20 protein-coding genes are annotated in these 14293 nt (G+C 35.2%); all 20 read left to right on the forward strand.

Translation table 11 applies throughout. From position 1 onward, the window contains the following. Nucleotides 1-3: 3 nt before the first annotated feature. Nucleotides 4-927, forward strand: coding sequence for a hypothetical protein (locus C1A40_RS11150; RefSeq protein ID WP_102995955.1), 924 nt, complete (start codon nt 4-6; stop codon nt 925-927). A gap of 13 nt (nt 928-940) precedes the next feature. Beyond that, on the forward strand, nt 941-2074 hold the full coding sequence (gene darB, locus C1A40_RS11155) for a dialkylresorcinol biosynthesis protein DarB (RefSeq protein WP_102995956.1): 1134 nt from the start codon (nt 941-943) through the stop codon (nt 2072-2074). 3 nt (nt 2075-2077) lie between these two features. Further along, a complete protein-coding gene (locus tag C1A40_RS11160; protein WP_102995957.1) occupies nt 2078-2515 on the forward strand; it encodes a hotdog family protein in 438 nt (145 codons plus the stop codon). After that, nucleotides 2508-2963 (forward strand): hotdog family protein, encoded by a 456-nt coding sequence (locus C1A40_RS11165; RefSeq protein WP_102995958.1) that lies wholly within the window; start codon nt 2508-2510, stop codon nt 2961-2963. Before C1A40_RS11160 ends, C1A40_RS11165 begins: the two co-directional genes overlap by 8 nt. 10 nt (nt 2964-2973) lie before the next feature. Continuing rightward, nucleotides 2974-3381, forward strand: a complete 408-nt coding sequence (gene DarG / locus C1A40_RS11170; protein WP_102995959.1) for a flexirubin biosynthesis protein DarG — start codon at nt 2974-2976, stop codon at nt 3379-3381. Beyond that, nucleotides 3371-4366: a BtrH-related acyltransferase DarH gene (darH, locus tag C1A40_RS11175; protein WP_102995960.1), complete on the forward strand. Its 996-nt coding sequence runs from the start codon at nt 3371-3373 to the stop codon at nt 4364-4366. Before DarG ends, darH begins: the two co-directional genes overlap by 11 nt. Before the next feature lies 1 nt (nt 4367). Next, nucleotides 4368-5111, forward strand: coding sequence for an ABC transporter ATP-binding protein (locus tag C1A40_RS11180; protein WP_102995961.1), 744 nt, complete (start codon nt 4368-4370; stop codon nt 5109-5111). Beyond that, a complete protein-coding gene (locus tag C1A40_RS11185) occupies nt 5104-6366 on the forward strand; it encodes an ABC transporter permease (RefSeq protein ID WP_102995962.1) in 1263 nt (420 codons plus the stop codon). The genes C1A40_RS11180 and C1A40_RS11185 overlap by 8 nt, the downstream gene beginning before the upstream one ends. Next, on the forward strand, nt 6344-6790 hold the full coding sequence (locus tag C1A40_RS11190) for an acyl-CoA thioesterase (protein WP_102995963.1): 447 nt from the start codon (nt 6344-6346) through the stop codon (nt 6788-6790). The genes C1A40_RS11185 and C1A40_RS11190 overlap by 23 nt, the downstream gene beginning before the upstream one ends. A 19-nt stretch (nt 6791-6809) precedes the next feature. After that, on the forward strand, nt 6810-7955 hold the full coding sequence (locus tag C1A40_RS11195; protein ID WP_102995964.1) for a beta-ketoacyl-[acyl-carrier-protein] synthase family protein: 1146 nt from the start codon (nt 6810-6812) through the stop codon (nt 7953-7955). A gap of 3 nt (nt 7956-7958) precedes the next feature. Then, nucleotides 7959-8081: a hypothetical protein gene (locus tag C1A40_RS18655; RefSeq protein ID WP_277871375.1), complete on the forward strand. Its 123-nt coding sequence runs from the start codon at nt 7959-7961 to the stop codon at nt 8079-8081. Between the two features lie 2 nt (nt 8082-8083). Beyond that, nucleotides 8084-8704 carry a 3-oxoacyl-ACP synthase gene (locus tag C1A40_RS11200; protein WP_102995965.1) on the forward strand — a complete coding sequence of 207 codons (621 nt, stop codon included), beginning with the start codon at nt 8084-8086 and terminating at the stop codon, nt 8702-8704. Nucleotide 8705: 1 nt separating this feature from the next. Then, nucleotides 8706-8963 (forward strand): phosphopantetheine-binding protein, encoded by a 258-nt coding sequence (locus C1A40_RS11205; RefSeq protein WP_102995966.1) that lies wholly within the window; start codon nt 8706-8708, stop codon nt 8961-8963. 63 nt (nt 8964-9026) lie between these two features. Next, entirely contained in the window at nt 9027-10229 is a 1203-nt protein-coding gene (locus tag C1A40_RS11210; protein WP_102995967.1) for a beta-ketoacyl-[acyl-carrier-protein] synthase family protein, read from the forward strand. Nucleotides 10230-10240: 11 nt separating this feature from the next. Then, on the forward strand, nt 10241-11305 hold the full coding sequence (locus tag C1A40_RS11215; RefSeq protein WP_102995968.1) for a beta-ketoacyl synthase N-terminal-like domain-containing protein: 1065 nt from the start codon (nt 10241-10243) through the stop codon (nt 11303-11305). Beyond that, entirely contained in the window at nt 11299-12075 is a 777-nt protein-coding gene (locus C1A40_RS11220) for a polysaccharide deacetylase family protein (RefSeq protein ID WP_102995969.1), read from the forward strand. The genes C1A40_RS11215 and C1A40_RS11220 overlap by 7 nt, the downstream gene beginning before the upstream one ends. Next, entirely contained in the window at nt 12068-12685 is a 618-nt protein-coding gene (lolA2, locus tag C1A40_RS11225) for a flexirubin biosynthesis/transport protein LolA2 (protein ID WP_241910389.1), read from the forward strand. Before C1A40_RS11220 ends, lolA2 begins: the two co-directional genes overlap by 8 nt. Continuing rightward, entirely contained in the window at nt 12663-13268 is a 606-nt protein-coding gene (lolB2, locus tag C1A40_RS11230) for a flexirubin biosynthesis protein LolB2 (RefSeq protein ID WP_102995970.1), read from the forward strand. The genes lolA2 and lolB2 overlap by 23 nt, the downstream gene beginning before the upstream one ends. Before the next feature lie 146 nt (nt 13269-13414). Beyond that, on the forward strand, nt 13415-13789 hold the full coding sequence (locus tag C1A40_RS11235; RefSeq protein ID WP_102995971.1) for an ApeI family dehydratase: 375 nt from the start codon (nt 13415-13417) through the stop codon (nt 13787-13789). Further along, nucleotides 13786-14280, forward strand: a complete 495-nt coding sequence (locus C1A40_RS11240; protein ID WP_102995972.1) for a hypothetical protein — start codon at nt 13786-13788, stop codon at nt 14278-14280. The genes C1A40_RS11235 and C1A40_RS11240 overlap by 4 nt, the downstream gene beginning before the upstream one ends. Nucleotides 14281-14293: the final 13 nt, after the last annotated feature.

A 14293-nucleotide genomic window follows, 5' to 3' on the forward strand; every position in this document is an offset into this window, starting at 1 on the left:
CTATTGAGAAATATTTTAGTTATACATTATTCCCAATCTGGGCAACTTACCGAAATTCTGGAAAATATCGTAGCTCCCATGCAACAGGATGATGCTGTGACTATCGATTTTCATAATATAAAAATGGTGGAGGACTTTCCTTTTCCATGGACCAAAGAAAAGTTTATGGGGGTTTTTCCAGAATCCTTTCTTCAAGAACCTGCAAAAATACACCCTGTTCCTCAAGACATTTTAAATAAAACTTACGATTTAATTGTTTTAGGGTATCAAGTGTGGTATCTAACACCGTCTATTCCAATCAATTCTTTTCTTAAAAGCACCGATGCCGAAAAACTGCTAAAAAATACCCCGGTAATTACTGTTAGTGGTAGTCGAAATATGTGGATTATGGCTCAAGAAAAATTAAAGCGTCAGCTTAAAGGTTTGAAAGCCAAATTGGTGGGTAATATTGCCTTGGTGGATCGGCATATTAATCATGTGAGCGTGATAACTATTGTGCAGTGGATGTTTTCTGGAAAAAAAGAACGCTTCTTAAACATTTTTCCCAAACCAGGTGTTTCTCAATCCGATATTGATGAAGCTTCTAAGTTTGGAGAGGTTATATTAAATCATGTAAAAATTAATGAATATAGTGCTTTGCAGGAAAATCTTTTGAAAAAAGATGCCGTAAAAATCAAACCGTTTTTAGTGGTTACAGACCAACGAGGTAACCTTATTTTTAGTAAATGGGCTAAGTTTTTAAAATCTAAAGGGGGCATAGATAGTCCAAAACGTAAGTTTTGGGTCAAAATATTCACGAAATATTTGTTAATTGCGATTTGGGTCATTGCTCCTATCGTTTTTATCTTATTTTTGCTTACTTATCTACCAAGTTTAGGGAGAATCAAGCGAGAGAAAGTCTATTACGAATCGGTAGAATTAAAATAGAAGACTGCAAAGTATGAAAGACGTTTACATTACTAGAATATCCAAGTTTTTACCAAATCATCCTGTTAGTAATGACGAGATGGAGTCGAAATTGGGTACACTTAATGGTAAAGCTTCAAAAGGAAGACGTATTGTTTTAAGAAATAATCAAATTACAACCAGGTATTATGCTATAAATGAAAAGGGTGAGATGACGCATAATAATGCCGAACTCACTAAGGAAGCTGTAGTCAATTTATGTGACTCCGATTTTAAATTAGAAGATATCGAGTTGTTATCTTGTGGTACCACAAGTCCAGATCAGCTTATTCCATCGCATGCCTCAATGGTTCACGGAGCTTTAAAAAATGGAAATTTAGAAGTTAATTCGCCTTCTGGTGCTTGCTGTTCGGGTATGAATGCCTTAAAGTATGGCTTTATGTCTGTGAAATCTGAACAAACTAATAATGCGGTATGTACAGGGTCTGAAAGATCTTCATCGTGGCTGATGTCTAGCACCTATGAAGAGGAAATTAACCATCTTAAATCTCTAGAAAGTGATCCTATTTTAGCCTTTGAAAAAGATTTTTTACGTTGGATGCTTTCTGATGGGGCTGGTGCTTTCTTATTAGAGAATGAGCCTAAAGGAAAACAGCCGCTTAAAATTGAATGGATGGAAGGTTACTCATACGCCTTTGAAATGGAGACTTGTATGTATGCCGGTGGCGATAAGCAAGAAGATGGTCGTTTGAAGTCATGGACCGATTATCCTTCGGCAGAATGGAGTACTAAATCATTGTTTGCCGTAAAGCAAGATGTTAAGCTGTTAAGTGAAAACATTCTTGTTAAAGGCGTCGATAGTTTTAAAAAGCTACTGAAAAAACATGATTTAAAACCTACTGAAATCGACTATTATTTACCGCATATTTCCTCTTATTATTTCAAAGAACGTTTGTACCAGGAAATGGTAGATCAAGGCGTAGAAATTCCTTGGGAAAACTGGTTCATGAATTTAAGTAAGGTTGGTAATGTTGGTGCGGGCTCCATTTTTTTGATGTTGGAAGAATTGGTCGCTTCAGGGAAACTTAAAAAGGGTGATAAAATATTGCTTTCGGTTCCAGAAAGTGCTAGATTTTCTTTTGCTTACGCCTATTTAACTGTTTGTTAATTTATGGGAACGCTGCAATTACCGCTTCGAAATATTGGGCATTTGATTCCTCAAAAATGGCCCTTTGTTATGGTTGATACCTTACTTCAATTTTCAGCAGAATTTGTAGTGTCTAGCTTTAAAGTTTTAGAAGATAATATTTTTTTGAAGGAAGGACATTTGCTAGAAGTTGGTCTTATTGAAAATATGGCGCAAACCGTAGCCCTTCATACCGGATTCGATTATTCTATAAAAGGCGCAAAAGCACCTATTGGTTACATCGGGGCTATAAAAAAAGCAGAAGTATACGCCTTACCGTGTTTAAACGATATAATTACAACCAAGGTTAATATCCTTCATGAGTTTAATGGGTTTACCATGGTAGCTGTAGAAGTGGTTAATGCGCACGGTGAAAAGCTTGCCAGTGCAGAAATGAAAACCGTAATTGTAGCCGATGCATAATATTCAATCTTTAGATATTCAAAACTTTTTACCGCATAGGGCTCCATTTTTAATGGTGGATAAAGTGATTTCTATTGATGATGAACATGTCTCTACGGCATTTACCATTAGAACTGATGATATTTTTGTTGTTAACGGCGTGTTTAGTGAGGTTGGTTTGATTGAAAATGCAGCTCAAACATGCTCATCGATTGTTGGTAAAAGTTATTTTGATGATAATGATGTGGAAGGTAAGGGTACTAAACTTATCGGTTTTATTAGTGCTATAAAAAGTGTTAAAGTTGTGGCCTGCCCAAAGGTAGGCGAAACGATCCTATCAAACGCTAAATTGTTGTCTAGATTTGATGCCGATGATTACAGTATTTGTACGCTGTCTTGTGCTGTTTTATCTTCAAATAAAGAATTGTTATCTTGTGTTTTAAATTTGTTTATTCAAAAACTAGAATAATAGTTACAAGATGAAAAAACGAGACGTTCCTCAAGATAAAAGTAATTTAGAGTCTACCCAATCTAAAGAGTTGTGCTATGCTGTAAATGAAAAAGGCGAGTACACGACGGCACATAGTTCGGGGTGGGAGCCTAAAACCATAGCCTTAGATAATGCGATTGCAGAAATTAATGCGCGTATTGAAAATGCCCGACAAAACGTTATACGTAACAAAACAAGTCCGTTAGCGTATTATATGGAAGTTCATAAAATGGATGTACCTATTTTAGCCAGTTATGTAGGCATGTGGCAGTGGCGTGTAAAACGTCATTTTAAACCCAAAGTTTTTGCTAAGCTTTCAAATAAGATACTTCAAAAATATGCCGATGTTTTTGAGATAACTATCGAGGAATTAAAAGAGATAAAGCATGGAGATTAATTTTACGCACCACCAATCTGCACATTGTGAAAATGGTGTGGTATCCAACCTAATGAAGCATAATGGCTTTAATGTTAGTGAGCCCATGGTGTTTGGTATAGGTTCTGGTTTACTGTATTGCTACCTTCCTTTTTTAAAAGTAAATCATGCGCCAGCGATAACCTATAGAGCTATGCCTGGAGCAATTTTTAAGCGGTTTGCAAAACGTGTGGGTGTGAAAATTCAGCATGAAAAATTTAAAAGTCCAGCCAAGGCCAAAGCACGATTAGATCAAAATTTAAAAAATAATAATCCTGTAGGCTTGCAAGTAGGGGTGTATAACCTGGTTTATTTCCCTGATGAATATCGGTTTCATTTTAATGCACATAATTTAGTGGTTTATGGTAAAGAAGGAGATCATTACCTCATTAGCGATCCTGTGATGGAAACCGTGACCACCTTAACCGAAAAGCAACTCGAAAAAGTACGCTTTGCTAAAGGAGCTTTGGCGCCTAAAGGGCATATTTATTACCCAAAAGCATTTCCTGAAAAATTAGATTTAGAAAAAGCTATTATTAAAGGAATAAAACATACCTGCAAAGACATGTTAGCTCCTGTTCCTATAATTGGTGTTAAGGGCATTAAAATGGTAGCGCGACTTATTAGAAAATGGCCTAAAAAGCATGGCGTGAAAAAGGCAAACCACTACCTGGGACAGATTGTTAGAATGCAAGAAGAGATTGGCACAGGAGGAGGCGGTTTTCGCTACATTTTTGCCGCTTTTTTACAGGAATCTAGTAAGATATTGAAAAATGAAAAACTAGCAGAATTGTCTGAAGAAATGACCGTGATTGGTGATTTATGGCGCGATTTTGCTCTGGATGCTTCAAGAATATATAGGAATAGAAAGGCTAAAATGGATGCCTATAACGATGTGGCTTCGCAGTTGGAAACCATTGCCGATAAAGAACGTGCATTTTTTAAAACTTTAAGAAAGGCAGTGTAGTATGATTAATATTGAACAATTATCTAAAAAATATAATAAGGCCGAAGCTTATTCGGTCAAGGATTTAGATTTGTTTATTGCTAAAAATGAGATATTCGGACTCCTAGGACCAAACGGCGCTGGGAAAACAACCTTAATATCTATGTTGTGTTCGTTAATAAAGCCCACCTCAGGATCGTTTACCATTAATGGACTTACCTATAAAAAACATAAAAATCAGCTCAAACAACTTATTGGTATCGTACCACAGGAGTATGCCTTATATCCTACGCTTACAGCTTTTGAAAATTTAAAATATTTTGGAAGTATGTATGGCTTGAAGGGGCAAGAACTAGATCGTAAGATCTATGAAAAATTAGAACAATTGGGCCTGTTAGCTTTCGCTCATAAAAAAATTGAAACCTTTTCTGGGGGCATGAAAAGACGTATTAATCTTATCGCTAGTATTTTACATGATCCCACTGTTTTGTTTTTAGATGAGCCTACCGTTGGGGTTGATGTGCAGTCTAAAAATGTTATTATCGATTTTCTTCAAAGTTTAAATGCCAATGGAACAACTATTATATACACATCACATCACTTGAATGAAGCCGAATTGTTTTGTACCGAAGTCGCCATTATTGATCAGGGGAAACTTATGGTTAAAGGCAAACCCAAAGCGCTCATTGATAAGTTTGATGACGCTAAAAATTTAGAGGATGTATTTTTAAGTTTAACCGGTAAAGAATTAAGAGATAGTGCATAAACTTTGGGCGTCAACATACAAGGAACTTTTACTATTAAGTCGCGATATTGGTGGGGTGGCCATACTTTTCATTATGCCATTGGTACTTATTATTACGGTAACACTTATTCAAGATAGCACTTTTAAGACCATTTCCGATACGAATATTCCAATTTTATTGGTAAATAACGATAAAGGTGAAGTGTCAAAAATGATCGAAAATGGTTTGGAAACCGCCAATGCTTTTAAAATGGTTTTAGATAAAACAGAAGAGGAAGCTAAGGATTTGGTTTATAAAGGCACCTATCAGCTAGCGATTGTAATTCCTGAAAATTTATCGACCGATTTACAACGTAAAGTTAACCAAAATGTAAATCGAATTATTGCTAAAATAGGTCTGGATGCACCCACCGAAGATACCCTTGATATCCCTAAAAAGGAAGTGCGTTTGTATTTCGATCCCGCAACTCAGCAGTCTTTTAAGGCTTCAGTGGAAAATGGTATTGATAAAATGGTTTCAAAAATCGAAACGGAATCTATCTATAAGGCTTTTCAAAAACAAATCACCGACGATCCTTCAGAAGTGATTTTCGAAACGGAAAACTTTATTACTTTTAAAGAAATTACAGCAAAAAATGGTGGTCAAGAAATCCTGCCAAATTCTGTTCAGCATAATGTGCCAGCGTGGACGCTTTTTGCTATTTTCTTCATTATAGTGCCACTATCTATAAATATTGTTAAAGAAAAAAACCAAGGAACTTTTGTGCGCTTACGTACCAATCCAGTTTCGTATGCTACCGTTTTAGGTGGAAAAACTTTGGTTTACTTGGTCGTATGCATTATACAATTTGTATTAATGTTGTTAGTAGGTTTATTTGTATTTCCTGAAATAGGATTGCCAACATTAGATGTTTCTGGGAGATTGCTTTTGCTTTTTGTCGTAACTGTATTTACAGGTTTAGCCGCTATTGGTTTAGGACTACTTTTAGGGACCATTGCTACCACTCAAGAGCAATCGGCCCCTTTTGGAGCAACGCTAGTGGTTATCCTAGCAGCACTTGGCGGTGTATGGGTACCTGTTTTTATTATGCCTGAAATTATGCAGCTCTTATCTAATATTTCACCGATGAATTGGGGCTTAAATGCCTATCTTGATGTCTTTTTAAGAAATACTTCTGTCGTGGAAATTTTACCAGAAATCATTCTGTTATTTTTGTTTTTTATCACAACCACATTAATTGCCATAGTTTATAATGAAAAGAAAAATGCCGTCTAAAAACAAAGAAATTGTACACACTAATCAGGTGAGAGTGCGCTTTGAAGAAACTGATCCTTTGGGCATAGTATGGCATGGAAATTACATCAAGTATTTTGAAGATGGCCGAGAGGCTTTCGGGAGAAAACATGGTATTTCGTATTTAGATCAGAAACATCATGGTTTTGCTACCCCTATTGTAAAATCGAGTACCGAACACAAAAGACCTTTAAAATATGGTGATATAGCAACCATTAAAACCATTTTTGTGGATAGTCCAGCGGCAAAAATGATTTTTAGATACGAAATATACAATCAAGATGCGCTTGTAGTTTGTACGGGCGAAACCACTCAAGTTTTTGTTGATGATATTGGAAATGGTGAGTTATCGCTTAATATTCCCGAATTTTTTATGGCGTGGAAAAAACAAGTAGGACTTTTATAACCTCATAATTCTTTTACGATTGAGTACTGTTTATCTATCATATAATCATATACTAGCTCCCTTAGGGTTTACAACCGATGAGGTGGTTAAAAAAATAGCTTCGGGAAAAACCGGACTGAAAGTTGTTGAAAACGAACCGGGATTTCAAGAAACTTTCTGCGGCGCTTTAATTGACCAAGAAAAGCTAGCATCAAAGTTTAATAGATTAAATTCACATAAAGCCCACACCCGTTTGGAGCAAATGATGATATCCTCTTTAAATGAGCTTATTGAAGCTTCAAGCATACCATTAGATGCTCGTGTCGGACTCATAATTTCTACTACTAAGGGGAATATTGATGTTTTAGAATCAACTCAAACTTTTGATAAAAACCGGGCTTATTTAAGTGCTTTAGGAAATGAAATTAGAAGGTTTTTTAATTTTGAAAATGAGGCTATTGTAGTTTCAAACGCATGTGTTTCAGGCGTTTTATCGGTAGCTATAGCTAAACGTTATATTAATCACGGCATTTATGATCACGTATTTATTGTAAGCGGCGATATTGTAAGTGCTTTTACATGGTCTGGTTTTCATTCTTTTCAAGCTTTAAGTCAAGCACCTTGTAAGCCTTATGATGCGCATAGAGTGGGGATAAATATTGGTGAAGCCGCCGCTTCAATCTTGGTAACACGAAGTTCAAACCATCTTTCTGATGATGCTGTTGAGATTTTAGGGGAGGGCTCATGTAATGATGCCAATCATATTTCAGGACCTTCACGAACAGGTGAAGGTTTATTTAGAAGTATGCAAGCGGCCTTCAAAGAAGCGCAAATAAATTCCAATGCCATCGATTATGTTTCTGCTCATGGCACAGCAACGCCTTTTAATGACGAAATGGAGGCTATTGCCTTTAATCGTATAGGTTTAGCTCAGGTACCTCTTAATAGTTTAAAAGGCTATTTCGGGCATACTTTAGGTGCTTCAGGACTTGTAGAAACTATTATTGGAATGCAGTCTTTAAAAAATCAAACATTGTATAAGTCTTTAGGCTTTGAGTCCTTAGGGGTCTCAAAACCTTTAAATGTTATCGGGGAAACCATTAAAAAGCCTTTGCAAATATTTTTAAAAACAGCCTCTGGTTTTGGAGGATGTAATACGGCTGTAATTTTTAAAAAAGTGAAATAAAATATGTCAAATCAAAGTATTAAAGCCATAGATGTCATTCGGGAAGTTAAAAATACAAGCCTGACCCTGCTAAAGGTTTTGGCTTTTGGAGGCTATTCTACCATGTTTACTTTTAATAAAAAATAAGCATGTCGAAGTCATACAAAATAAAATCATATTGTCAAATCAAGGACGGTGAGCTGTCTTTAAATGGCCATCTGATCTATGCCGATCATTCAAATACCTTTTCGGAATTTATAAAAGGGGCTTATAAATCAGAAAAAACGAAATATCCGAAGTTTTTTAAAATGGATAAGCTCAGTAAATTAGCCTTTTTAGCTGCGGATGTTTTACTGAAAAATGAAAAATTAGACCCTAGTATAGAACAAAATATTGCCTTAGTGTTCTCTAATAAATCTTCTAGTTTAGACACCGATAGAAAACATCAGGAAACCATTCAAGATCCATCAAATTATTATCCTAGTCCAGCGGTTTTTGTTTATACATTACCCAATATTTGTATAGGAGAAGTAAGCATAAAATATAAGTTGAATACCGAAAATAGTTTCTTTATCTTTGACGGGTTTAATGCGCGTCATTTAAAGATATATTCGGATATTTTACTGTCTAATAACAAAGCCGATGAGGTGCTTTGTGGGTGGGTAGATTTTGAAGATGATACCCATTATGAAGCCTTTTTGTATTTGGTTTCTTCTAATGGAAATACGGCGCATAACGAACACGAAATTAATAAATTATACAATAATTAATATGGATGCTTTAAAGCAAGAATTGAAAGAGTTTATCATAGAACAATTAAATTTAGAGGATGTAAATGTTGAAGATATCGAAAATGATGACCCTCTTTTTGGAGATGGCCTTGGTTTAGATTCTATCGATGCTCTAGAACTTATTGTGATGTTAGATAAAAATTACGGTATTAAATTAACCGACCCAAAACAGGGAAAAGCTATTTTCGAATCTATTGATACTATGGCTGCTTATATTACGGAGCACAGAGTAAAGTAATGCGAATTAATAGATCTCAATTTTTCTAAACATTATCAATTAGTTTTTTATCCAATAGGTTTTATGAGTCAAGGCGTTGCTATAACTGGAATGGGAATTATTTCTGCCATTGGAAACAATGTTTCAGAAAATTTTCAATCCTTAATGGATGGTAAAAAAGGGATTACTAGAATTTCTAAAATCCAAACCAATCATGTTAACGATATTATGGTTGGTGAAATCGCCTATACCAACGAAGCACTTATTGAAAGGCTTGGGTTAGATTCTGATTGTAATTTCACACGAACGGCTTTATTAGGCGCTATAGCAGCAAAGGAAGCGGTTGCGAATGCAGGTATCGATAATATAAAAGCCTATCAAACGGGTTTAATTTCTTCAACTAGTGTTGGTGGTATGGATATGAGCGAGAAGTATTATTACCAATACCTCGAGGATAAAAGTGTTCAGAAATATATTGAAAGCCATAATGCCGGCGATTCCGCACAAAAAATAGCACAACAATTAGGGATTGATAACAGTTTAGTAACTACTATTAGTACAGCTTGTTCTTCAGCAGCAAATGCCATCATGTTGGGGGCGCGATTAATTAAATCGGGCGAATTGGAGCGTGTCGTTGTTGGCGGAACCGATTGTTTGTCGAAATTTACCATTAATGGTTTTAAAACTTTGATGATTTTATCTGATACCTATAACACCCCTTTCGATGAAAATAGGAAAGGGTTAAACCTAGGAGAAGCTGCTGCTTATTTGGTTTTAGAGTCTGATGAAGTCGTGAAAAAGGAAAATAAAAAAGTCCTTGCTTATGTAAAAGGTTATGGTAATGCTAACGATGCTTTTCATCAAACAGCCTCTTCCGATCATGGCGATGGCGCGACCTTAGCCATGAAAAAAGCCCTCAAAGTTGCTGGGTTTAAGCCCGATAATATCGACTATATTAATGCGCACGGTACGGCCACAGGAAATAATGACCTGTCTGAAGGCAGAGCTATTATTCGAGTTTTTGAAGATAAAGTGCCTTGCTTTAGTTCAACTAAAGCGTATACTGGGCATACACTTGCTGCGGCAGGGGCTATTGAAGCCGTATACGCCGTTTTAGCCTTACAAAACAATGTCGTTTTTCCTAATTTGAATTTTAAAACTCAAATGAAGGAATTTGATATTACCCCACAATTGGAGCTAAAGCATAAGCCTTTAAATGCTATCATGTCTAATTCCTTTGGTTTTGGGGGAAATTGTTCTACGGTTATTTTTACTAAAACATCATAAAAACATACAATTTGAAACAGGTATATATAAATAGCGTGGCATCAGTTTCGGCTCAAAAAACTTTTGATAATGCCGAATTTTTAAATGATTTTATCGATCATGAAGCCGTGGTATTTCCTGTTGTAAATCCTAATTATAAGGTGTTTATACCTCCTGCTGCCGCTAGACGTATGGCTAAAGGTATAAAAATGAGTATTGCGGCATCAAAAATTGCGCTTCAAGAATCGGGCTTAGATCAAGTGGATGCGATCATAACCGGAACAGGGATGGGGTGCCTTCGTGATTCTGAGAAATTTTTAAGTGCTCTTATTGATAACGACGAACAATACCTTACCCCAACAGCATTCATTCAGTCTACGCATAATACCGTAGGTGGCCAGGTGGCTTTAGAACTGCAATGCAAAGGCTATAATTTTACTTATGTTCATGCTAGTAATTCTTTTGAATCGGCTTTGTTAGATGCTAAATTATTGCTATCAAATGAAGAAGAAAATACGATTCTTGTTGGTGGCGTCGATGAAATTGGCGAGCATACCTTTAAGCTTCAGGCCTTAGTTGGTCATGTTAAAAAAGAAGCCGTTAAAGCCTCAGAATTGTTTGAAAGTCATACTTCGGGTGCTGTTTATGGTGAAGGTGCCAATTTTTTTGTGTTGTCAAATGAAAAACAAAATAGTACCTATGCCGAATTGGTAGGAGTAAAAATGTTTAATACTTTACCTAAAACTCTACTCACTGAAACTCTTGAAGCTTTTTTGGGGTCCCATCAGTTAGAAATTAGTGATATTGATGTGGTCATTTTAGGAGCTAATGGAGATGCCGGCTACGATGATTATTACGATATTTTAAGTCAAGGAGTTTTTAAAAAAACGCAACAAGCTTATTACAAGCATATTTCTGGGGAGTTTAATACAGCTTCTGCATTCGGATTTTGGTTAGCGGCAAAAACGATACAATCTCAAACCTTACCGGCCCTGGTAAAACGTAATAATTTTAAATCAACAGGCTTTAAAAACGTGTTGCTGTATAATCAATATCGTAGTGAAAATCATAGTTTTACATTGCTTAAACAATGCTAAATTTTAAATCTGTAAATATAATAGCAGGCCTTATCAGCGTGGGTTTGTTTATTTTATTTCTATTTGATTCTATTTCTCCAGTTTATTTTGGTTTTAGTTTATTCCTTTGGTTTCTAATCACAGGTTTTGGATCAGCTTTTATTGGTTGGAATTATTTTTTTCAATCTCTAAATGCGAATTATAGCACTAAAAAAAAACAGATAGCCATCACTTTTGATGATGGCCCTAATACGAGCTTTACCACCAAGGTGCTTCAGCTTTTGAAGCAATATGATGCCAAAGCCACTTTTTTTTGCATCGGAAAACATATAGAAAGCCACCCAGAAGTGTTTAAAACTCTATTAAAGGAAGGTCACGTTGTTGGGAATCACACCTATTCTCATAGTTGTAATTTTGGCTTTTTTGGAACACAAAGGGTGATTAATGAGCTTGAGTGCACTTCTAGAGTGATCGAAAAAATTTCTGGATTAAAAGTTAAGTTGTATAGGCCGGCCTTTGGGGTTACAAACCCCAATATAAAAAAAGCCATAAAGCAATTGAACTTACATGCGGTGGGGTGGAGTAAACGCTCTTTGGATACCACAGGACGCGATGAAAAAGTGGTGTTAAAACGTATCTTAAATAATTTGAAAGCAGGGGATGTTATTTTGCTACACGATACTAGCGAAAAAACCATTCGGGTTTTGGAACAGTTATTGTTATTTTTGAAGCAACAGAAATTTTCGGCGGTAACCATCGATACCTTATTTGATATTAAAGCTTATGCGTAAAATTATATTTTTTCTATTTTTTGTTGTTTTATCAGCGCAAGCTCAGACCAAAATGACGGCCGATGAGGCGTCTCGCTTAAAAATGAAAGTAAAAACACGGGCTAACAACGTACAAACAATTTCTAGTGATTTTGTACAATTAAAACATTTGAATTTTTTAGATAACGACATTAAATCGTCAGGTCATTTAACTTTTAAGGCTCCACATATGGTAAAATGGGCCTATTCTTCACCTTTTAAATATGCTATTATATTTAAAGAAAACAAAATTTTTATTAATGATGAAGGCCGTAAAAGTGATATTGATATAGGCCGTAATAAATTGTTTAAACAATTAAATAATCTGATTATAAGTAGCGTAAAAGGGGATATGTTCGACAAGGATAAGTTTCACATGGAATACTTTAAAACTGAAGAGGGCAGCTTGGTGTATTTTAGTCCGAAAGATGAAAAATTAGCACAATTCATAAAGTCCTTTCACATTACTTTTAATGGGCATGCCGATGTAACAGAAGTTAAAATGATAGAGCATTCTAATGATTATACTAAAATTTTATTTTCGAATAAAACCTTAAACCAGCCCATTGATGAAGCGGTTTTTAATCATTAGTCTGATATTTCTTTTATCGGCCTGTGCTTCGTATTCAAAAAAGCAAGGCTTTACAGTTATTGATCTTGAAGACTCACTTACTAATCCTATTTTTTCCAACCCAGATAGAGATTATGTTTATAAGGCCCAAATAGAGGTATATGATAATGTTTTTGGAGGCCTTTTTATTGTGAAAAAAACGGGATTGGAAAGTCATAGAATTGTATTTACTACCGAAATGGGAAAGACGATCTTTGATTTTTCCTTTGAAAAGGAAGCATTTAAAGTGCATTATATTTTAAAGGATCTCGACAAGAAAATACTTATAAATATCTTAAAAAATGATTTTAAAGTTTTAGTAACAGAAGCGATTAGGAGTAAGAGTACTTATGTTTTGGCAAAGGATAAAGTACATCATTCCGTTATTGATAACCAAGACTATTATTATTTTACTAATGAAAAACTTCATAAAATTGTAAGAGTTAATCACGGAAATGAAAAGGTGCGATTTGTTTTTTCTGAAATGGATGATCACGGGGCAGGGCATATCCTTATAGAACACTTGAATTTAAAATTTAAAATGACATTTAAATCTATAAATTAACACGGCTTTATTTTCTGTGAAAACAAGATTTTAACGGAGGATTGTCAGTAACTTTTAATAGTTTTGAATCGGAACAACGAGATTATGAGACACCAAGGTATTCCGGTATTAAATTGTGACTTTTTTATCAATTCAATTTTTAACACATGCAATTAAAAGATTTTTATACGGTAAAGGACTTGTCGGTAGACGGGCAACTAGCTACGGCACAAATTACCATAAATAGCAAACACGATATTTTTAAAGGACATTTTCCAGGCAACCCCGTAACTCCAGGTGTTTGCATGATGCAAATCATAAAGGAATTAACAGAGCAGGTGGTAGAAAAGCACTTGTTTATGACGACTTCTAGCAATATAAAATTTATGTCTATTATTGATCCTGAGAAAACCCCAGATTTGGTGTTGCAATTGGATATTTCTGAAACAGAAGAAGGGTATAGGGTTAAAAATACGACACGATTTGATGATACTATAGCTTTAAAATTATCGAGTAACTATAAAGTCATTTCCAAGTCATGAAATTTCTAATAGCCATTATTTTTTCCGTATTTATTAATGTACAGACTGTAGATTTACAAAAAACACGAGAGGCTTATAAGGTAGCTGCTCACGATGCTGATAATGTAAATACCTTTTTTAGGGATTTACAAAGTGTTACTAAAAAAAATAGAAGTGAATTGATTGCTTACAAAGGAGCTTCTATAGCTCTTAAGGCTAAAAACACGAAAACGCTAAAAGAGAAAAAGGAAGGTTTCATTGAAGGCGTCAATCTTGTTGAATATGCGGTTAAAAAGGATTCTAATAATATTGAAGTGCGCTTTATACGGTTAAGTATTCAGCAGAATACCCCTAAAATTTTAAAGTATAATCAGGAAATCGAAAACGACAAGGCTTTTATTATGAGGCACTACAACGAAATTAAAAGCGCTCACTTAAAAATGCATATTGGAGATTATATTTCGAATTCCAAAAAGTTTAGTGACGCCGATAAAGCTGCTTTGGATTTATAAACTAGCCTCGCCT

This window comes from Tamlana carrageenivorans (genome assembly GCF_002893765.1).
Lineage (GTDB): Bacteria > Bacteroidota > Bacteroidia > Flavobacteriales > Flavobacteriaceae > Pseudotamlana > Pseudotamlana carrageenivorans.